This is a genomic window from Halpernia sp. (genome assembly GCF_048269545.1).
In the GTDB taxonomy this organism is placed as follows: Bacteria; Bacteroidota; Bacteroidia; order Flavobacteriales; family Weeksellaceae; genus Halpernia.
This window is the reverse complement of sequence record NZ_JBLXIJ010000002.1, coordinates 18,516-39,502: the sequence shown is the minus strand read 5'-3', so window position 1 is coordinate 39,502 and position 20,987 is coordinate 18,516. Positions and strand designations below refer to the sequence as shown.

Genomic DNA, 20,987 nt, shown 5'->3' with positions numbered 1-20,987 from the left:
TAGTTTTAGGAAAACTTTAACCTTTGGTATAATATTCAAAAAAGAGTGGAATACTTTGGATTCCTTTATAAAAATTAAATAAACCATAATGTTCATTTGGCGAATGAATTGCATCTGAATCTAAACCAAATCCCATTAAAACTGATTTTGCATTTAAAACTTTTTCAAACATTGAAGTTATTGGAATACTTCCGCCACTTCTATAAGGTAAAACTTCTTTTCCAAAAGCTTCTTCCATTGCTTTTTTAGCTGCTAAAAATTCTTTTGTGTCGCTCGGCAAAACGTAAGGCATTCCACCGTGGTGTGGCGTAACTTTTACTTTCACATTTTCTGGTGCAATTTTTTTAAAATAAGTTGTGAATTTTTCAGTAATTTCTTCTGGAGTTTGATACGGAACTAATCTCATAGAAATTTTCGCATAAGCTTTACTTGGAATTACCGTTTTTGCACCTTCACCAATATAACCACCCCAAATTCCGTTAGCGTCTAAAGTGGGACGAATAGAAGTTCTTTCTAAAGTTGTAAAACCATTTTCACCTTCTACTCCATTTAAACCAATTGACTTTTTAAAATGTTCTTGATCATCTCTTAATTCATTCATTTTTCCGCGCTCTTCAAGCGAAACTTCTTCTACATTATCATAAAATCCGTCGATGGTAATTCTGCCATTTTCATCAATTAATTTTGCAATCATTCGTGATAAAACGTGAATTGGATTTGGAACTGATCCGCCGTAAAGTCCGGAATGTAAATCTCTATTTGGTCCTTCTACTTCAACTTCCACGTAACTTAGTCCTCTTAAACCGGTGGTGACAGTTGGTTGATCATTTGAATAAATGTGAGTATCTGAAATTAAAATAACATCACAAGATAATTTTTCTTTATTTTCATTCACAAAAACGCCTAAGTTTTCTGAACCAACTTCTTCTTCACCTTCAATAATAAATTTCACATTGCAAGGTAAGGAATCGGTTTGCATCATTGCTTCAAAAGCTTTTAAATGCATGAAAAATTGTCCTTTATCATCTGCAGAACCACGTGCAAAAATGGCACCTTCTGGGTGTAATTCCGTTTTTTTAATGACTGGTTCAAACGGCGGCGAAGTCCACAATTCAATTGGATCGGCTGGTTGAACGTCATAATGACCGTAAACTAAAATTGTAGGGAGATCTTTATTTAAAAATTTTTCTCCATAAACAATTGGATTTCCAGCAGTTTTACAAACTTCAACAGAATCTGCACCGGCGCTTTTTAAAAATTTCGCCACTTCATCTGCACATTTTAAAACTTCATTTTTGAAAGCGGGATCTGCACTTACTGAAGCAATTTTTAAAAGAGAAATTAATTCTTCTACAAAACGTGGTTTATTTTCCTCAATGTATTCTAAAGTATTTTTCATTTTAAATTTTATAATTATTATTGGTAAAAATAAAAAAAATGCCCTGCAAACACAAGACATTTCATAGTTTATTTAATAAATATGATTTGATTATTCACTTACTTTTGGTTCTGCAACTGCTTCTTTTTTCACTTCTACAACTGGCTCAACTAACACTGGTTTTGCGTTTTTTATAGAATCTGGCGTCGCTACATAAGTTGGTTTCGGCGCATTTTCATCATTGTATCTCACAATATCGTCTGTTTTTTTTAAGACATCTTTATTACCACCTGGTTGAATTTTTTGGCAAGACGTAACAAATGCAGCAACTGCAAGCAATAAAATATATTTTTTCATAAGATTATTTAATGCATCAAAAGTAGGAAATATTAAGATTTTAACAAAATTTTTAAATTTTATTTTTAGAAAGATTTTAAAATAATTTTAGAATTAATACTTTGAGTAAATATGAGATAGTTTTCTCCACCGTCTTTTATTTTATATTTCTTCTTAATATCATCGGGTTTCAGTGGATAGTTTTTACTAACTATATTAAAATATTCTCCTTTTTTAATTTCTTTTGAATCTACTTTTTTTACTTTCAAAACTCGCCCTGGAAATTTAGAAATTTTAAATTCTGAGGTGTAAAAATGTGAATTTGGATGAATTTTTTTTAAATTAAATTGCTGTGAAATTAAATTAAATGCACCCGATTTCAACACAGAATTATTCGGAATATAAAGATATTGAAGTACATCTGAAAATTCAGCATTTGCATTTTTTTCTTCTTCAAAATTAAATTCAAAATCTGCTTCTTCACTTTCCAAATTGGTACAAATGCATTTTACTTTTTCTTCTGAATTATTTTTATCTAAAAGAATTGCTACTTCTTTTACTTCATTTTTAAGAGCAATAATGTAAATTTTAGTTACATTTTTTAAAACTGAAATTAAATAAGATAAATCAATTAAAGGCGATAATTTAATTAAAACTTTTGTTGAAATCTCTAATAATTTTTCTTGAATTTCCAGAATATTTGGTGACAAATCTTCTAAGAGAAAGACTTTCTTTTTTTGCGAATCTCGTCTTGCTGGATCAAGATAAATTAAATCAAATTTTTCTTCTTTTTTATCTAAAAAATCTTCTAAATTTTGATTTTTAAAAGTGGCTTTTTTATTTAAAATTTTCCAGTTGTGTTCTACAATCTCTAAAAGTCCTGAATTTATTTCAATTAATGTCGTTTGCTTAAAATTTTGAGAAAGAAAATAAGCATCAATTCCGAAACCTGCGGTTAAATCCAGAAATTTTTCACCTTTAAAAAGTTTCGCTTTATATTTTGAAGTGGATTCTGAAGAACTTTGTTCTAAATTTAAATGAGGTGGAAAAATAATTTTGTCTGTTAGTAAAAATGGAAATTTCTTTGTAGCTACATTTTTTCCTTTTATTTGTTCCACAATTTCCAACATTGAAACTTCTGGAAACGGTGATTTTTTTAATAATAAAGAATGTAAATCTGTCTTTAGATTTGCATTGATGAAGTTTTGAGTTTCTTTATGCAGTAAATTTTTTATCATTTGAGTTTTAACGCAAAGGCGCAAAATTTATTTTCTTGCTTTTAAGAAAAATTTGCGTCTTTACTATAAATTTCAGCGCTTTTTTACTCAAACATTTCCGACCATCGAACCGGTTTTAAAACTCTTTCATCATACAAATCTGAAATCTCTTTCGTCTGATTTAATTTTGGATAAAGATTAACGCCAATTAATTTTATCTTTCCTTCTTTTACCCAATTTTGTTCTGCAATTGCATGATTATAAATTAGTTCTTGAAGTTCGCCATTTTTCATCATTTCAGAATAACCCCCTTTTTTTTCAAAATCTAAAAATAATTTCCATGATTTTTCCGCGATTTGTTGGGTAAGATTTTCAATGTAAAAACTTCCATTTGAAGCATCTTCAAAAATATTTATTAAACTTTCATACGCTAAAACAATTTGTTGTTTAAAAGAAATTTCTTCCGAAAGTTTTGTGCTATTTTCTATTAAATAATTATTAGAAAAAACAGCATCTGCACCGCCAATCATTGCTGCAGAAAGTTCTAACGTGGAGCGAATTAAATTGTTTTCAGGATTGTTTTTTGATTTATTTCTGAGAGATGTTTCAGCAAAAATATAAGGAATTTCATCTTTTCCAAATTCTTTGGACAATTGGTTAAAAGCTAATTTAAATGCTCTGATTTTTGAGATTTGAAAAAAATAATTTCCACCAACTGCAATTCTAAAAATTAATTTATTTAAAATATCTGAACCAAAAATTTCAACTAAATCTTTTGTTTTTGAAAGTGCAATTGCTAATTCTTGTAAAATTCCTGCACCACAATTTTGATGAAAACTTATATCAATGCAAATATTTCTTTTAAAATTTTTCTGAATTAATTCTTTAGCTAATTGTTTATTTAAAAAACCTGTATTTTCTAGGTCATCAAAAACATCAATTAAGGAAAAATAAATATCTTCATCTTCTATTTTAATATATTCTGCTAAATCTTTATCATCAATAAACAAAACCTTTTCAGTAAGATTTGGGATATTTTTCTCTAATAAAAAAGCAAAAACATCTTCTTCTAAAGACTCCTCGTAATTTGCTACTAAATGTGTATTTTCTTCTACTTTGGGCAAATTTTTAATAGGGACTCTAATTTCAGAATAATAAGGTTTTACATCCAAATTTTCCAAATTCTCTACCTGCAGAATACTATAAATTTCTTCCGTTTTCAATTGCTTTTTTACCAGATTTTCCCAATCTGAATTTGAGGAATTTCCCAAGATTTATGAATTTTAAATTAAAGAAGAATTAAGGTTTAGATTTATCTGCAACATTAGAACTATCTACAACGATGATGAAAATTTCCTCATTTGGTTTTTTCATAAAATAATTTTCTCGTGCAAATTTTTCTTTTTCAGATTTATTGTTCATCAATTTCTCATAAAAAGAATTGTTTTTCTCGTATTCGCTTTTGTAATGTGCTAATTGTTTTTCGTTTTTACTAATATTAGAATCCAATTCATTAATAACTAAAAATGAAGTACTGTCAAAAAATATCATCCAAATTAAAAATAAAAATATGGTTATAACATATTTATTTATCACATATTTTTTTAAAAATCTGAGAATTTTACTTGGTTTTTTAATTTTTTTTATAAGATTTTCCATTATTGCGTTTTTTTGAGTGAATTATTTATCACTGTTGTTAAAAAATCAATGGCGACCGAATTTCTTTTCATATTCGGAACAATTAAATCTGCTTCATTTTTTGAAGGCTCTATAAATTCTTGATGCATCGGTTTCAAAGTCGTTTGATAACGGTGCAAAACTTCTTGCAAATCTCTTCCTCTTTCTTGCGTATCACGCCGGATTCTACGAATTAATCTTTCATCAGAATCTGCATGAACAAATACTTTTAAATCATATTCTTTTAATAATTCAGGATTTGTTAATACCAAAATTCCTTCAACAATTAAAACATTTTTTGGTTCAATTGAAACAAAATCTCCTGATCTTGAATGGGTTACAAAAGAATAAACAGGTTGCTCAATTGCCTTATTATTTTTTAAAGAACGAACGTGATTTAGAAGTAGTTCAAAATCGATAGATTTCGGATGATCATAATTTAACATTTCGCGCTCAGATAATGTAAGATGTTGGTTATCATAGTAATAATTATCCTGAGAAAGTACATTTACACCTTCCGCATTGAGTTGCTGAAGAATTTTATTTACAACGGTGGTTTTTCCAGAACCAGTTCCACCTGCAATACCTATAACGAGCATAAATTATTTTTTACAAATATAAAATTTTAAAAGTGAATAATTGTGAATAGTCAATTTTTAAAATCTTCAAATTCTCACATTTTAACATTCATTATCTCTATTCTTTTGGTGCAATTCCTAAAATAAAATAAACCACAGCTTGAACTCTCGCTAAGAATTCTCGAGATTGATTGCGGTAAAAACTTTTATTTGTGAAAACATCTTGTGCATCATACCCGAGCGCATTCATATTTTGGTTTCTAGCAAAAAATAAAGCGCGAAGATTATGATAACCTTGAGAAACAATAATTATATTGTTTTTTTTATAAGTGTTTTTACATCTTAAGATACTTTTTCGAGTGTTAAAACCTTTTGGATCTTCAATAATTATATTTTCTGGCACACCTTCTTGGTAAACTAAAAACTGTTTCATTGCATTAGGTTCATCATAATGCTCACTTTTCTCGCCACTCACAATTATTTTTTTTATTTTTCCATAATGGTATAAAGCGGAAACAGCGTTCATTCTTTTCGTAAAGTAAGGATTTGCATTTCCAGACATCGTTTTCGGTGATGTTCCTAAAACCAAAGCCACTTCTCTCGCAGGTATCTGTGAAACTTTGGTGTAAGTTCTACCGTTTGTGAGTGCAAAAACCCAAATATTTGCAAAAATCATTAATAATAACCCAAGTTCAATTAGATTAAAAAAAGCTTTAATTATGTTGAATATTTTTCTCAAACTACATCAAAGTTAACTTTTATTTTCTTGCTCAAAACCATTGTTTGACAAGCTAAAATTTTTCCTGAAGCTTCTTCTTTTTCCGTTAAATATTCATTTTCTACTAATTCTATTTCGCCTTCTTCTAATTGACATTCGCAAATCCCACAAATACCGGATTTGCAAGAATAAGGCACTTTGTAACCTTGTTCTAAAAGTTGTTGCAACAATTTATATTTATTATTTTGAAGTTGAGTTTTAATTTTCTCTCCATAAAGTTTAAATTCTACTTCAATATTTTCTATTAATGGAAAAACTTTTTCGGTCGGATAAATGTCTTCATTAAAACTTTCAAACAACTCAAAATGAATATTCTTTTTCGGAATTCCTCTATTAAAAGATTCATTCGCCAAAGATTTTATCATTTCGCCTGGACCACAAATTAAAATTTCATCAACTGCATCCCAAATCGTAGATTCTTCATCAGTCTCGTCTAGATGTAAAATTTGATTAATAATGAGATGTAATTTTTTATCATTTAATCTTCCTTGGAACAATAAGTCAACCGATTCGTGGGAAAAAAAATAGTAAATATTTAGTCGGTTACTGAATTTTTTTTGCAAATTATCCAGTTCATTTTTAAAAGGGATTTCTGTGGAAGTAGCATTACCAAAAAACAGAAAAAAACGCGTTCTACTTTCTTCCTTCAAAATATTTTTTAAATGACTTAAAATTGGTGTTATTCCAATTCCTGCAGCAAAACCTAAAATTGTGCGGTGTTCATTTGGTTTACTTTTTAAAGTAAATCTTCCGCGCGGTTCACTTATTTCTAAAAAATCTCCAACATTATAATTTTCAAATAAATGAGCTGTAAAACTATTTTCTTTTCCAATTTTTAATCCCAAACTAATTTTATCTTCAAATGGTGCACTTGTGATAGAAAAATCTTTTAAAATTTCTTCTTCTAAATAATAACTTTTAAAACTCACATATTGTCCTGATTGATAGTGAAAATTTATTTTTAAATTAAGTGGAATTTCAAATTCTAAAGAAAATGTATTTTTGGTCAGTCTTTCTTTTTTCGCTATTTTTAACGAATGAAAAACGGGCTTTTTTGCCTTTGTTAAAAGTTGCTCCATAGTAATCAATCAAAAATAAGTAAAAAATAAGTTATGCGAAAATTAATCTTGCCACTTCTCATTTTATCATTACTCTCTGCTTGTAAAAAAGAAACGAAAAGTGTAGAAAATGAAAATACAAAAAGTGATTCTGTGGCAACAGTTACTGAAAAAACTGTTTCTCCCGAAGCTATAAATTTAAAAGAATTTTCTGTAGCGCGAACAGCAGAATATTTGAAAAGTAAAGATAATGACACTTTGTATGTTACCAATTTTTTCGCAACTTGGTGCGGTCCGTGCATGGCAGAAATTCCTCATTTTAAAGAAAAAATGGAAGAATTAAAAGGTCAACCGGTGAAGTTTACTTTTGTTGATATTGATGCAAAAGAAGATTGGAATACAGCTGTGAAAGATTTTGCAGCAAAAAATAATTTACAAGATCATATTGTTTTACTTGATAATTCAAAACTGAATCCAGATTTTTTTAAAAATAACTTTGAAAAATGGGACGGCGGCGCAATTCCATATACCATTATGAAAAAAGGTAAAAAAAGCGATGAAACTTTAGGAAGTATGAGCAAAGAAATGCTTGCAGAAAAGTTGGCTTCTTTTAAATAATTTTTAATTTTAAGCCGTTTAAATTAGTTTAGACGGTTTTTTAATTTTTTAAAAATCTAATTTCTAAGCTTTTTTTTAGATGAAATTAAACTTTAAATTTCTCGTATTATTTTTAATTTTAATTGGTTTTTGTGCAATTATTATTAATCTTTTTACGGGTTTTATTAATTTAAATTTTTCAGATTTCTTTTCATCAAACTCTCCTAATTTTGATATTGCTCAATTACGTGTAAATAGAGTTATCATAATGGTTTTGGCAGGAATTTCTATTCCTACTTCTGGTTTTCTGTTACAAGAATATTTTCAAAATCCCCTTGCAGGACCTTCTGTTTTAGGAATAACTTCTGTGGCAAGTTTATCGGTTGCTTTTTATATTTTTTTCTCACAAAATTGGTTGCTTCCAGATTTTTTGCAAAATAGTTTTTTAAGTATTTCTGCAATTACTGGGAGTTTTATTTTAATGCTGATTTTGCTTTTATTATCTGGGAAATTTCAGGATAAAAGTTTCATTATTATTTTTGGTTTTTTAATTTCTGCTTTGGCGGGAGCTGTAATTGCAATTCTACAGTTTTATGCAGAAAGTCAAAGTTTAAAAAATTTTGTTTTGTGGAGTTTTGGTGCTAATAATCAAGTGAGTTTTAGCCAAATTTTAGTTTTATTATTTCTAATAATTTTAGGATTAATTTTAAGTTTTAAAAGTTTAAAACCTTTAATTGGAAATAGTTTGGGAACGGCTTATGCAAAGAGTTTTGGAGTGAATTTAAAGCATTTAAAATATTTAATTATTCTAGGTTCTTCTGTACTTTCTGCATCAATTACTGCGTTTTTAGGCCCAATTTTATTCATTGGAATTGTAGTTCCGCATTTTGCTAGATTACTTTATAATCCGTCAAAATTGTGGCATCAGTGGATTTTAAATATGATTCTGGGAATTTGCATTATGGAAGTATTTTCTGTAATTTCAGAAATGTCGCAATTGCCTTTAAATATTATCACTTCCCTCTTTGGAATTCCCGTAATTTTGATGATGTTGATGAGTAAAAATAAATTTGCAAAAGCCTAATTTGAAATGAATTTAAAACTACAAAACATTACAATCGGCTATTCCAAACCTTTAATTTCTGATGGAAATATGGAATTAGAAACTGGTGATGTTTGTTTAATTATTGGTGATAATGGTGTAGGAAAAACCACTTTAATTAAAACAATTTTAGGTCAAATCTCCTTAATTAAGGGAGGAATTTTTATTGATAATTTTAATCTGAATCTACTAAATTCTAAAGAAATTGCAAAAAAAATTTCAGTAGTGTTTTCTAAATCTGAAGTTCCAAATCATTTCACAGTTAAAGATTTAATTGCTTTCGGAAAATACATTCATTATCCATATTATTTTAAATTAAATAAATTTGATTTAGAGGAAGTTGATGAAATTATAGAAAGTCTTGGTTTAAAAGAATATGAAAATTTCCAACTAAAACAATTATCAGATGGTAATTTGCAAAAAGTATTTATTGGTCGTGCTTTAGCGCAAAATACACCAATGATTATTTTGGATGAACCAACCACGCATTTAGATGAAAAAAATAAATTAATGATTCTAAATTTGATGCGTAATATTGCTAAAAATAAAGAAAAAATTATTCTATTTTCTTCCCATGATTGGAGATTAGCAAAAGAATTTTCTGATAAAATTTGTTTGTTAAAAGATGAACAATTATTTTCTGGAATTTCAGAAGATATTTTATTGCAACATTCAGATTTAACCCAACCAAATCTATACAAAATTAATTCAGAATTTGTTTCACCACAAATTTTAGCACCAGAATTACAGAAAGAATTACTCTATTCTTTTCTTCAAAAAAACTTTCCGAAAAATTTGAAACATTTAAAATTTACTTGGAGAGACGGTTTTTGGGAAATAAATTTGAAAGATAAACAAGAAAATATCAATAATTTTGAAGATATTCTCGTATTACTCTCAAAGCATCATTAATACTACAATCTCTGTACTTTCTTAATTTGTTATGCATGCATAATATTATGCAAATCATATTAATTAAATAACACATTTACAGTGTTTTAATTTTTTTTATTTATTATAAGTACTATGCATGCATAATATTTTGTATATTTGAGAAACAGATATTTTGAAACCAATGGATATAAAAAATAATGAAAAGGTAGAAAATGTAGATTTAATTCTAAAATCTACTTGGCTCGCTGTTTCAAAAATGTACAGTGAGATGGCGCAAGTTTATGATTCTACTGCTGTTCAAGCATTAACTTTATTAAAAATTGATCCAAAAGAAGGCACAAGAAGCACCAATTTAGGTCCAAAAATGGCAATTGAACCCACTTCTTTAACTAGAATTATTAAATTATTAGAAGATAACGGCTATATATACAAAGAAAAAACCACTACTGATAAACGAGAAGTCATCATCAAATTAACTGAAAAAGGTATAGAAAGCCGAAACTTGTCCAAAGAAGTCGTGGTAAATTTTAATAAAAAAGTGATAGATAAAATATCACCAGAAAAGTTGGAAACTTTTAAACAAGTAATGTCGCAAATTTTAAATATTGCGAATGAAATTAATAATAAAAAAAAATTAGAATGAGACCATAAGGTTACATTATTCAAATAATTAAAAAATAATATATTATAATGAAAAGACGCATAAAACACGTGACCGTCCTTGGTTCTGGAATTATGGGTTCTGGGATTGCGGCACATTTTGCTAATATTGGTGTGGAAGTGCTTTTGCTAGACATTGTTCCTGTTGAGTTAACGGAAGCAGAAATCAAAAAAGGTCTGACAAAAGAAGATAAAATCGTAAGAAACAGAATTGCGACGGAGAATTTTTTAAAATTGAAGAAATCCAGTCCTGCTCTACTTTACTCGCCAAAATTTGCAGACAGAATTTCTATAGGGAATTTTGATGATGATTTAGCGAAAATAAAAAACACCGATTGGATAATTGAAGTGGTAGTTGAAAGATTAGACATCAAAAAATCGGTGTATGAAAAAATTGAAACTGTGCGTAAAGAGGGCACTTTAATTTCTTCTAACACTTCCGGAATACCAATTAACCAATTGGTTGAAGGAAGAAGTGATGATTTTAAAAAATATTTTGCGGGAACGCATTTCTTTAATCCGGTAAGATATTTACCACTTTTAGAGATTATTCCAACAAAAAATACTGATCCAGAAGTCATAGATTTTTATATGTCTTACGGCGCAAAATTTTTAGGTAAAACTACGGTTTTAGCCAAAGATACGCCCGCGTTTATTGCGAATAGAATTGGCGTATTTTCAATGATGAATTTACTTCACAGCGTAAAAGATTTAGGTTTAAATGTTTCCGATGTAGATAAATTAACCGGATCAATTATCGGTCGTCCAAAATCTGCCACTTTTAGAACAGCCGATGTTGTTGGTTTAGATACCTTGGTTCACGTTGCAAATGGCGTGGAACAAAGCGGAACAGAACAGGAAATGTTCCAGAAAGGGTTTGCGATGCCGTCCTACATTAATTTAATGATGGAAAAGAAAATGCTCGGTTCCAAAACGGACGGCGGATTCTACAAAAAAGTTAAAAATGAGTTAGGAAAATCTGAAATCAGAGGTTTAAATCTTGAAACTTTAGAATATGAATTGCAGGAAAAAAATTCTTTTCCAAGTTTAGAATTAACAAAAAATATCGATCGACCTTTAGATAGATTTAAAGTTTTAATTGGCGGAAAAGATAAGGCGGGCGAACTTTATAGAAAATCTTTAGGTGCATTGTTCGCTTATGTTTCGCATAAAGTTCCGGAAATTTCTGATGATATTTATAAAATTGATGACGCTCTTCGCGCTGGTTTCGGTTGGGAAAATGGACCTTTCGAAATTTGGGATGCCGTTGGTTTAGAAAAAGGAATTGAACTCGCAAAAGCCGAAGGTTATGAAGTTTCGGATTGGGTTAAAAATTTAGCTTCAAAAGATCAGACTTTCTACAAAATAAATGATGAAGGTCAAAGTACTTTCGTGAATAAAGATTCTGGAGAATATTCAAAAATTCCAGGGCAAGATTCTTTCATTATTTTAGATAATATTAGAAAAAACAAAACATTGTGGAGCAATTCTGAAGCACAAATTCAGGATTTAGGCGACGGAATCATCAATTTTGAAATTAAATCTAAAATGAATTCCCTCGGTGGCGGCGTTTTAGATGGTTTGAATAGAGCGATAGATTTAGCCGAAAAAGATTACGACGGTTTAGTTATCGCCAATCAGGGAACTAATTTTTCCGTCGGCGCAAATCTTGCGATGATAATGATGATGGCGGTTGACCAGGATTGGGACGATTTGAATATGGCAATTGCTTATTTCCAAAAATCAATGATGCGTGTTCGATATTCTTCAATTCCAGTAGTTGTTGCTCCTTTCGGGATGACTTTAGGCGGTGGTTGTGAAATGACAATGCACGCAGACAGAGTTGTTGCAGCAGCGGAAACTTACATCGGATTGGTAGAAGTTGGCGTTGGTGTAATTCCTGGAGGTGGTGGAACGAAGGAAATGACGCTTCGAACTTCCAGAGATTTCCACAATGATGATGTTAAAAATAACCGTTTGCGCGATGCTTTTATGAATATTGCGATGGCAAAAGTAGCGACTTCCGCTTACGAAGCCTACGATATGGGAATTTTAGAACACGGAAAAGATATCGTAGTTGTAAACAAAATGACACAAATTGCTGAAGCCAAAAAAGTTGCAAAATTAATGGCTGAACAAAGTTACACCCAACCAATTGAACAAAAAGTGAAAGTGGTTGGAAAAGATGCTTTGGGAATGTTTTATGTAGGAACAGACCAAATGGTTGCTGGAAATTATATTTCTGAACACGACAAAAAAATTGCAGATAAATTGGCTTACGTGATGGTTGGTGGAAATTTATCCGAACCAACTTTAGTTACCGAACAATATTTATTAAATCTTGAACGTGAAACTTTCTTGCAATTGTGTGGAGAAAGAAAAACTTTAGAGCGTATTCAATTTATGCTTCAAAAAGGAAAACCTTTGAGAAACTAATTTGAAATAAATAAGATCTGGAATTATTTAATTAAAAAAGTAAAAAAATGTCAAAACAAGCATATATAATAAAAGGGTTTAGAACTGCCGTTGGTAAAGCGCCGAAAGGAAGTTTAAGATTTACGCGACCCGATGTAATGGCGGCAACTGTCATTGAAAAATTAATGGCAGAAGTTCCACAACTGGACAAAAACAGAATCGATGATTTAATCGTCGGAAATGCAATGCCGGAAGCCGAACAAGGTTTAAATGTCGCGCGTTTAATTTCTTTAATGGGATTAAATACCGAAAAAGTTCCAGGCGTTACAGTTAACAGATATTGCGCTTCCGGAAGTGAAGCGATTGCAATTGCATCAGCAAAAATCCAGGCAGGAATGGCCGATTGCATCATTGCAGGTGGAACAGAATCCATGAGTTATATTCCGATGGGCGGTTACAAACCAGTTCCCCAATCGGATATGGCAAAAACTAATCCTGATTATTATTGGGGAATGGGTTATACTGCAGAAGCTGTTGCAACACAATATAAAGTTTCCAGAGAAGATCAGGATAAATTTGCTTTTCACTCTCACGAAAAATCTTTGAAAGCAAACGCTGATGGAAGATTTAAAGATCAAATTGTTCCAATTACTGTAGAATATACTTTTTTAGATGAGAACCAAAAAATGCAAACCAAAAAATTCGATTTTTCTGTAGATGAAGGTCCAAGAGCGGGAACATCAATAGAAGCTTTGGCAAAATTGCGTCCCGTCTTTGCAAATGGAGGAAGTGTAACAGCAGGGAATTCCTCACAAATGAGTGATGGAGCAGCTTTCGTAATTGTAATGAGCGAAGAAATGATTAAAGAATTAGGACTTGAACCTATAGCAAGATTAGTTGCTTATGCAGCAGCTGGAGTTGAACCAAGAATTATGGGAATGGGACCGCTTTATGCAATTCCAAAAGCTTTAAAACAAGCAGGATTAAATCTAAAAGATATTGATTTAATTGAATTAAACGAAGCTTTCGCTTCACAATCTGTTGCAGTTACAAGAGAATTAAATCTTAATCCAGATATTCTAAATGTAAATGGAGGAGCAATCGCACTCGGACATCCGCTTGGTTGTACAGGAACAAAATTAACCGTCCAAATTTTAGATGAAATGAAAAAACGCGGCAATATGAAATACGGAATGGTCACAATGTGTGTGGGTACTGGACAAGGAGCGGCGAGCATATTTGAACTTTTGTAGAGAAAAGAACAAAGAGAAAAGAATAAAGAATTATAAAAACCAAATTAATTCTTTAATCTATTAATCTAAGTTTTATGAAACATAACTTTAAAAGTCTTAATATTTGGAAATTATCTCTTGCTTTAACAAATGAGATTTATCAAATAACTGATGATTTTCCTAAAACAGAAAATTACGGTTTAACCTCTCAAATTAGAAGATGTGCAGTTTCTGTCCCTTCAAATATTGCAGAAGGTTCAAGCAGAAATTCAAATAAAGATTTCAATAGATTTTTAGAAATTAGTCTTGGTTCACTTTAAGAATTACAAACACAAATAATTATATCAGCAAATAGAAACTTTTTTAATGAATCAAAATTAAAAGAATTAGAAATAAAAATTGAAGAATTACAAAGAATGATTTCTGGTTTTAAAAAAACATTGAATCTTTAAATCTTTATTCTTTTCTCTCTATTCTTTTATCTAAAATTACTAAAACAAAAATAATGAACGATACAAAAACTTTAAAAGGCGGCGAGTTTCTAATCAAGCAAACTCCTGCAGCAGAAATTTTCACTTTAGAAAATTTATCTGAAGAACAAAAAATGATGCGCGATTCTGCGAAAGAATTTATCGACCGCGAAGTCGTTCCAAAGCATGACAGATTTGAACATAAAGATTATGCTTTAACGGAAGAAACAATGCGTAAACTCGGTGAAATGGGCTTTCTTGGCGTAACTGTTCCCGAGCAATATGGCGGACTAGGAATGGGTTTCATCACGACCTTATTAACTTGTGATTATATTTCTGGTGGAAATGGTTCCTTAGCAACGGCTTTCGGAGCGCACACAGGAATTGGAACTTTACCAATTTTATTGTATGGAACTGAAGAACAAAAAAATAAATATTTACCAGATTTAGCAACGGGAACAAAATTCGGATCTTATTGTTTGACTGAACCAGATGCAGGTTCTGATGCAAATTCAGGGAAAACAAGAGCAAAATTATCTGAAGATGGGAAAAATTATATCATCAACGGACAAAAAATGTGGATTTCAAACGCAGGTTTCGCTGAAATATTTATCGTTTTTGCGAAAATTGATGATGATAAAAATATCACCGCATTTATTGTAGAAAAAGAAGGAACTGAAGGTCTTACTTTTGGTGAAGAAGAACATAAACTCGGCATTCGTTCCTCTTCTACCCGACAGGTTTTTTTCAATGACATGAAAGTGCCGGTTGAAAATCTTTTAGGCGAAAGAAATAACGGTTTTAAAATCGCCTTAAATTCTTTAAATGTTGGTAGAATTAAATTAGCTGCAGCTAATATTGATGGACAAAGACGAATTTTTGGTCACGCCGTTAAATATGCCAATGAGAGAAAACAATTTGGCGTTTCTATTTCAACTTTTGGTGCCATCAGAAAAAAAATTGCCGAAATGGCAACCGGAATTTTTGTAAGTGAATCTGGGACATATCGCGCTGGAAAAGATGTTCAAGATAAAATTGATGAATTAATTTCGGGCGGAATGGGTCATCAAGAAGCAGAATTAAAAGGTGTGGAAGAATTCGCGGTTGAATGTTCTATTCTAAAAGTTTTCGTTTCAGATCTTACACAACATACCGCGGATGAAGGAATTCAGATTTACGGTGGAATGGGATTTTCTGAAGATACACCAATGGAAGCCGCGTGGCGAGATTCAAGAATTGGCAGAATCTACGAAGGAACAAATGAAATAAATAGACTTTTAGCGGTTGGAATGCTCATTAAAAAAGCAATGAAAGGACAATTAGATTTAATGAGACCTGCAATGGAGGTGAGCAAAGAATTAATGGGAATTCCATCTTTTGAAGCTCCAGATTATTCTGCATTTATGTCAGAAGAAAAAGCATTATTAGAAAATCTGAAAAAAGTATTTATGATGGTTTCTGGTGCAGCTTTGCAAAAATATATGACAGAAATTGAGAAACAACAACATTTATTATTAAACGCTTCAGAAATTTTAAACCAAATTTATATGGCGGAATCTGCAATTTTAAGAGCAGAAAAAAGTTTTGATGCCAATTCTGTACAAGCTGCAATGGCAAAATTAAATCTTTACAAAGCCACAGAAAAAATTATAGAAGCAGCCAAAGAAGGAATCATTTCCTTTGCTGAAGGCGATGAACAAAGAATGATGCTTTCTGGTTTACGCAGATTTACAAAATATACCAATAATCCAAATGTGATTGCTTTAACTGAAAAGATTGCAGCGCATTATGTGGAGAAAGGTTCGTATTAAATTTATTGCGAGAAGCTATACAATCTGTACTTTTAATCAAACGCTCTGAGTTTTCGGAGCGTTTTTTTTTGTTTAAATGCGAGCGTTTTTTCAAAATAAAAAAGAGACTGATTTCTCAGTCTCTTTTTCCAATTTTTAAGTGATTAAAAGTATTACGAAATCTCAATACTTCTTGGTGGTTTTTGTTTGGCCTCTTCTTTTTTAGGCAATGAGATTTTAAGAATTCCATCAATATAAGTTGCATTGATAAACTCATCTTCTACTGTTTCGGGTAAAGTAAACGTTCTTTTGAAAGATGAAAAACCAAATTCTTGAAATGTGTAATTCTCTTCATTTTCCTCTACATTTTGTGTCTTTTCAGTTGAAATAGATAAAATACCATTTTCTACGTCAATTTTGAAATCGGTTTTTTTAAAACCAGGAACAGCCATTTCTAAAGAAAAATCATTCGCTGTTTCTTTGATGTTAACTTTTGGAAGTGAAATACCTGTGTTAAAATTTGAATTAAAAACTGAAGGTAAATCTCTATTAAAAATGTCATCAAGCAAATTACTCAAAGTTCTATAATTTGCGTTAGAATTTGTTTTTGTTAAAGTTCCGTTTTTAGGAACAGTTACTAAAGTGTTCATAATTACAAAATTTTAAATTAAACAATTATTTTATTTTAAATCTAAATTCATTCCTGAATTCGTTATTAATTTTACAAATAAAATACCAAATTAAAAACTGTAAATTATTAAGAAATTTTTTCAATTTTTATATTAAAAAAACTGACACTTTTTCAGATGAAATGACATTTTTTCATTTTCGCAATTTCCTATGTGAAATAATTTAATTGCTTCCCAAAGTTTCTCGATTTTGAAACAATTTTATTCTAATTTATCTTTTCTATAAATATGAAATAAAGCTGAACCTAAAAAAGGCATAAACAAACACATAGAAAACCAAAATAATTTTGCTGGTTTTGAATAGCTAGAACTCATTATTATTTCTATTATGCTAAAAATTAAAACTAAAATAAATAGAATTAGAGAAATTAGCATCACATAATCATAAATATTAGTGTACATTGTGAACTTTTGACTTCCCTCTTTTTCTTTTAAAACAGCAGGATTGAGAAGTCTTTTTTATCCCACTATTTTAAGAATATTTGTTGTAAATATTTCATTCTCATTTTATTGTATCAATCAAAAATCTTACCAGAAATTCAGAAATTCACACTATTGTAATCTTAAAAATTTGTGAAATATTTAATACTTTCACCGATTTTTTTTTCACAAATCTGTTTTACATTTGAAGAAAATTTCGTCAAATGTCAGACAACGGAAATCAAATATTCCAAACTCAAAACAACAAGCGTTATAAGCGCACTAAATGGACATTTAGAATTATTACAGCCGTACTAATTACGGCTATAATTTTGGTAATTTTCACAGTTTTACGTGGGAAAAATCCCACTTTACCACAAATGAATTCTGTGAGTAATGCATATAAAACAAAACTCGATCCGTCCTCACCTTTTACTTTTGAAACAAAACTGAATAAAAAATTTAAAGGTTTCAAAGATTTTTTAAATAAAAGAATTGCTTTAGAAAGTAAAAGTTCATCCATAAAAGATGCGAAATTAATTAGAGCTGCGTTTTACGTTCCGTGGAGTCCGCTTTCATTAATAGATTTAAGAACTAACGGAAATAAATTAAATACCATTTATCCAGAATGGTTTTTTATCAATCCAAAAACTTACAGATTAGACAGTAGAATTGACAAAGAGGCACTTTCTGTGATGAAACATTTTGGTTTGAGTATTCAACCAATTTTAAATAATTTCATTTCAATTCCTGGGAAACAAGGGAATTTTAATGCAAATTTAATTAAAACCATTTTGCATAATCCTAAAATTCAAGATCAATTAATTTCAGATTTAATAAATACCATTAAAAAAAATAATTTACAAGGAATCAACATTGATTTTGAAGAAATGAATGAGAGTTCTGATGAATATTTAAATGCATTTCAAAAAAAATTATATTTGGCTTTTAAACAAAATAATTTAATAGTTTCAATTGATGTAATGCCCGATAATTCGGATTTTAATTTAAAATATCTAAAAGATTTTACAAATTATTTCATCATTATGGCTTATGATCAATACAATGATTCTTCACAAGCTGGACCAATTAGTTCGCAAAAATGGATTGAAAAACAAATGGATGATGTTGCGAAAAACGTTCCCTCAAATAAAATAATTCTTGGAGTTGCAGGTTATGGAAGACAATGGATTACCGATAGCGACGGAACTCACACAGAAGATATAACTTACAGTCAAGCGGTAGATCGCGCAAAAATAAGTAAATCTGATATTAATTATGATGATGATACTTATAATTTACATTACGATTATAATTTCTCTGGAAGTGAATCTGATGAAGCCACGAAAAATTCTGTTTGGTTTACAGATGCCGCTACAACTTTTAATATTTTGCGCTATTCTGATGATTACAGAAATGCGGGAACTGCGCTTTGGCGTTTAGGAAGTGAAGATCCGCGGATTTGGAATTTTTATATGCGAGATTTAAGTTCTACGGCAATTGCAAAAAAACCGTTTAATTATATACTTTTAACAATGATGCCGCCAAATTTCAACGCGAAACCAACTTCTGTTGGAAGCGGTGAAATTTTAAATATTCTTTATTCTCCAGAACAAGGACGTACGAAAATTGAAATTGATAAAAATGAAAATTTAATTTCTGAAGAACATTACACACAACTTCCTTCAGGATTTTTGTATGAAAAATTTGCTGAAGACACTACAAAATTAGGACCTGGTCATAAAATCATTTTAACTTTTGATGATGGACCAAGTGCAGAATGGACACCAAAAATTTTAGATATTTTAGAAAAAGAAAAAATTCCGGCGACTTTCTTTTTAATTGGAGAAAATGCAGAATCAAATATTCCTTTAGTACAAAGAATAAATAGAGATGGTTTTGAGTTTGGAAATCACACTTTCACTCACGGAAATTTAGCAAAAATGTCACCTGAAAGAGCAGATTTAGAACTGAAAACTACACGTTCACTTTTAGAATGTATTACAGGAAAATCTACAATTTTATTTAGAGCGCCATATAACGCTGATTCTGAACCACAAACTTATGAAGAATTAGAACCGATTGCACGCAGTAAAAAAAGTAATTATATAACAGTTGGAGAAAGTATAGATCCAAATGATTGGGATCCAAAAATGAACGCAGATTCTATTGTAAACCGAACGATAAGATTTGCAAATCAAAATAATGCAAGTATCATTTTACTCCACGATTCTGGCGGTGATACGCGACAACCAACTGTAGATGCGCTTCCAAGAATTATAAAATATTTTAGAAGTAAAGGTTGTAAATTTACTACGATTGCAGATTTAATGCACGTAAAAGACAGCGAATTAATGCCGCCTGTGAAACGAAGCTGGAAAAATAATATCAATTTTATTTTCGCTTCTTCCAGTTATTGGTTGGGACAATTTATTTATGTTTTATTTTTAGTAGGTATTTTTCTTTCAATTGCAAGAATGATTTTTATGGGAGTTTTGGCTTATTTACAATCTAAAAAGGAAAAAAAATTAAAATCAAAATTTAAAGGAATTCCCGATGGTTTAAAAGTGAGCGTGATTGTTCCAGCTTATAATGAAGAAATAAATGCGGTGCGAACTGTAAATTCTTTATTAAAACAAGATTACAAATATTTAGATATCGTTTTTGTAGATGACGGAAGTAAAGATTCCACTTTTGAAAATGTAAAAAATGCTTTTGAGGGAAATGAGAAAGTAAAAGTTTTCACCAAAGTAAATGGTGGAAAAGCTTCGGCTTTAAATTATGGAATTTCCCAAACAAATTCAGAATTTGTTGTTTGCATCGATGCAGATACACAATTGCAAGAAGATGCAGTCTCTCGTTTGATGGACGCTTTTTATTTGGAAGATAAACCGCAAGAAACTGGCGCAATTGCAGGAAATGTGAAAGTTGGGAATGAAATAAATATGATTACGAAATGGCAAAGTATAGAATATATTACCTCACAAAATTTTGACAGACGCGCTTTTGGTTTGTTAAATTGCATCACAGTAGTTCCAGGAGCAATTGGGGCATTTCGCCGAAAAGCAGTTTTAGAAACTGGCGGATTTACAACCGATACTTTGGCGGAAGATTGTGATTTAACAATGAAATTGCACAAAGCTGGATATATTATTGGAAATTGTAATGACGCACTTTCTTTTACCGAAGCACCAGAAACGATTGGTCAGTTTTTAAAACAAAGATTTCGTTGGAGTTTTGGAATTTTACAAAGTTTCTGGAAACATAGAGATGCGATTTTCAGAAAAGAATTTAAAAATTTCGGACGCGTTGCTTTACCAAATATTCTTCTCTATCAAATTCTTCTGCCATTTTTGGCTCCTTTAGCAGATTTACTTTTGGTGATGAGTTTAATTTTATCTGGTTTTGGTTTAATTGTCGCAGATCCTTATCACATTGTTTTATATTACATTATTTTCTCATTGGTTGATATTTTGGGCGCTGCAATTGCATTCGCGTTTGAAAGAGAAGATTTTAAAAAATTAATTTGGATGATTCCGCAGCGTTTGGTTTATCGTCAAATGATGTATTATATTTTAATTAAATCCATCAGAAAAGCTTTGAAAGGTGAAATTCAAAATTGGGGCGTTTTAAAAAGAACAGGAAATAATAGATTACAAAATGCATAATTTTCATTAATTTTTTTAAAAATTTGCT

Annotated in this window: 18 protein-coding genes and 1 pseudogene; 9 read left to right on the top strand and 10 right to left on the bottom strand. The window is 30.3% G+C overall.

Annotated elements, in window-relative coordinates:
• Nucleotides 1-16: 16 nt before the first annotated feature.
• The 8 genes from ACN0WB_RS03330 to ACN0WB_RS03295 all read right to left on the bottom strand — a co-directional run bounded on the left by ACN0WB_RS03330 (nucleotide 17) and on the right by ACN0WB_RS03295 (nucleotide 7,043).
• Nucleotides 17-1,399: a dipeptidase gene (locus tag ACN0WB_RS03330; RefSeq protein WP_417428831.1), complete on the bottom strand. Its 1,383-nt coding sequence runs from the start codon at nucleotides 1,397-1,399 to the stop codon at nucleotides 17-19.
• A 90-nt stretch (nucleotides 1,400-1,489) separates the two neighbouring features.
• Nucleotides 1,490-1,735 carry a hypothetical protein gene (locus ACN0WB_RS03325; protein WP_417428829.1) on the bottom strand — a complete coding sequence of 82 codons (246 nt, stop codon included), beginning with the start codon at nucleotides 1,733-1,735 and terminating at the stop codon, nucleotides 1,490-1,492.
• Between the two features lie 65 nt (nucleotides 1,736-1,800).
• Nucleotides 1,801-2,952 carry a THUMP-like domain-containing protein gene (locus ACN0WB_RS03320; protein ID WP_417428827.1) on the bottom strand — a complete coding sequence of 384 codons (1,152 nt, stop codon included), beginning with the start codon at nucleotides 2,950-2,952 and terminating at the stop codon, nucleotides 1,801-1,803.
• Nucleotides 2,953-3,035: 83 nt separating this feature from the next.
• On the bottom strand, nucleotides 3,036-4,202 hold the full coding sequence (locus ACN0WB_RS03315) for a methylmalonyl-CoA mutase family protein (protein WP_417428825.1): 1,167 nt from the start codon (nucleotides 4,200-4,202) through the stop codon (nucleotides 3,036-3,038).
• Between the two features lie 28 nt (nucleotides 4,203-4,230).
• A complete protein-coding gene (locus tag ACN0WB_RS03310) occupies nucleotides 4,231-4,590 on the bottom strand; it encodes an FtsB family cell division protein (RefSeq protein WP_417428823.1) in 360 nt (119 codons plus the stop codon).
• A complete protein-coding gene (udk, locus tag ACN0WB_RS03305) occupies nucleotides 4,590-5,207 on the bottom strand; it encodes a uridine kinase (protein ID WP_417428821.1) in 618 nt (205 codons plus the stop codon). The genes ACN0WB_RS03310 and udk overlap by 1 nt, the downstream gene beginning before the upstream one ends.
• Nucleotides 5,208-5,304: 97 nt before the next feature.
• Nucleotides 5,305-5,862: a SanA/YdcF family protein gene (locus ACN0WB_RS03300; RefSeq protein WP_417428819.1), complete on the bottom strand. Its 558-nt coding sequence runs from the start codon at nucleotides 5,860-5,862 to the stop codon at nucleotides 5,305-5,307.
• Between the two features lie 59 nt (nucleotides 5,863-5,921).
• Nucleotides 5,922-7,043, bottom strand: a complete 1,122-nt coding sequence (locus ACN0WB_RS03295; RefSeq protein ID WP_417428817.1) for a flavin reductase family protein — start codon at nucleotides 7,041-7,043, stop codon at nucleotides 5,922-5,924.
• Nucleotides 7,044-7,076: 33 nt separating this feature from the next.
• Between ACN0WB_RS03295 and ACN0WB_RS03290 the strand changes: the two genes are divergently transcribed.
• The 8 genes and pseudogenes from ACN0WB_RS03290 (at nucleotide 7,077) to ACN0WB_RS03255 (ending at nucleotide 16,203) form a co-directional block, all read left to right on the top strand.
• Nucleotides 7,077-7,640, top strand: coding sequence for a TlpA family protein disulfide reductase (locus ACN0WB_RS03290; protein ID WP_417428815.1), 564 nt, complete (start codon nucleotides 7,077-7,079; stop codon nucleotides 7,638-7,640).
• A gap of 79 nt (nucleotides 7,641-7,719) precedes the next feature.
• Nucleotides 7,720-8,703 (top strand): iron chelate uptake ABC transporter family permease subunit, encoded by a 984-nt coding sequence (locus ACN0WB_RS03285; RefSeq protein ID WP_417428813.1) that lies wholly within the window; start codon nucleotides 7,720-7,722, stop codon nucleotides 8,701-8,703.
• A gap of 6 nt (nucleotides 8,704-8,709) precedes the next feature.
• The gene (locus ACN0WB_RS03280) at nucleotides 8,710-9,633 is read left to right on the top strand and encodes an ABC transporter ATP-binding protein (RefSeq protein WP_417428811.1); all 924 of its coding nucleotides are present in this window, start codon (nucleotides 8,710-8,712) and stop codon (nucleotides 9,631-9,633) included.
• 163 nt (nucleotides 9,634-9,796) lie between these two features.
• Complete coding sequence (locus tag ACN0WB_RS03275; RefSeq protein WP_417428810.1) at nucleotides 9,797-10,258, top strand: MarR family winged helix-turn-helix transcriptional regulator; 462 nt, start codon at nucleotides 9,797-9,799, stop codon at nucleotides 10,256-10,258.
• Nucleotides 10,259-10,305: 47 nt separating this feature from the next.
• Complete coding sequence (locus ACN0WB_RS03270; protein ID WP_417428808.1) at nucleotides 10,306-12,711, top strand: 3-hydroxyacyl-CoA dehydrogenase NAD-binding domain-containing protein; 2,406 nt, start codon at nucleotides 10,306-10,308, stop codon at nucleotides 12,709-12,711.
• Between the two features lie 47 nt (nucleotides 12,712-12,758).
• The gene (locus tag ACN0WB_RS03265) at nucleotides 12,759-13,943 is read left to right on the top strand and encodes an acetyl-CoA C-acyltransferase (protein ID WP_417428806.1); all 1,185 of its coding nucleotides are present in this window, start codon (nucleotides 12,759-12,761) and stop codon (nucleotides 13,941-13,943) included.
• 74 nt (nucleotides 13,944-14,017) lie between these two features.
• A pseudogene (locus tag ACN0WB_RS03260) lies at nucleotides 14,018-14,374 on the top strand (four helix bundle protein).
• A 53-nt stretch (nucleotides 14,375-14,427) separates the two neighbouring features.
• On the top strand, nucleotides 14,428-16,203 hold the full coding sequence (locus ACN0WB_RS03255; protein WP_417428804.1) for an acyl-CoA dehydrogenase family protein: 1,776 nt from the start codon (nucleotides 14,428-14,430) through the stop codon (nucleotides 16,201-16,203).
• 152 nt (nucleotides 16,204-16,355) lie between these two features.
• On the opposite strand, the gene ACN0WB_RS03250 is transcribed toward ACN0WB_RS03255, so the two are convergent.
• Together ACN0WB_RS03250 and ACN0WB_RS03245 are read right to left on the bottom strand one after the other, a co-directional pair.
• On the bottom strand, nucleotides 16,356-16,832 hold the full coding sequence (locus ACN0WB_RS03250) for an Hsp20/alpha crystallin family protein (RefSeq protein WP_417428802.1): 477 nt from the start codon (nucleotides 16,830-16,832) through the stop codon (nucleotides 16,356-16,358).
• Nucleotides 16,833-17,072: 240 nt separating this feature from the next.
• Nucleotides 17,073-17,273, bottom strand: a complete 201-nt coding sequence (locus ACN0WB_RS03245; protein WP_417428800.1) for a hypothetical protein — start codon at nucleotides 17,271-17,273, stop codon at nucleotides 17,073-17,075.
• 242 nt (nucleotides 17,274-17,515) lie between these two features.
• On the opposite strand from ACN0WB_RS03245, the gene ACN0WB_RS03240 reads away from it, so the two are divergent.
• Complete coding sequence (locus ACN0WB_RS03240) at nucleotides 17,516-20,959, top strand: polysaccharide deacetylase family protein (RefSeq protein WP_417428798.1); 3,444 nt, start codon at nucleotides 17,516-17,518, stop codon at nucleotides 20,957-20,959.
• Nucleotides 20,960-20,987: the final 28 nt, after the last annotated feature.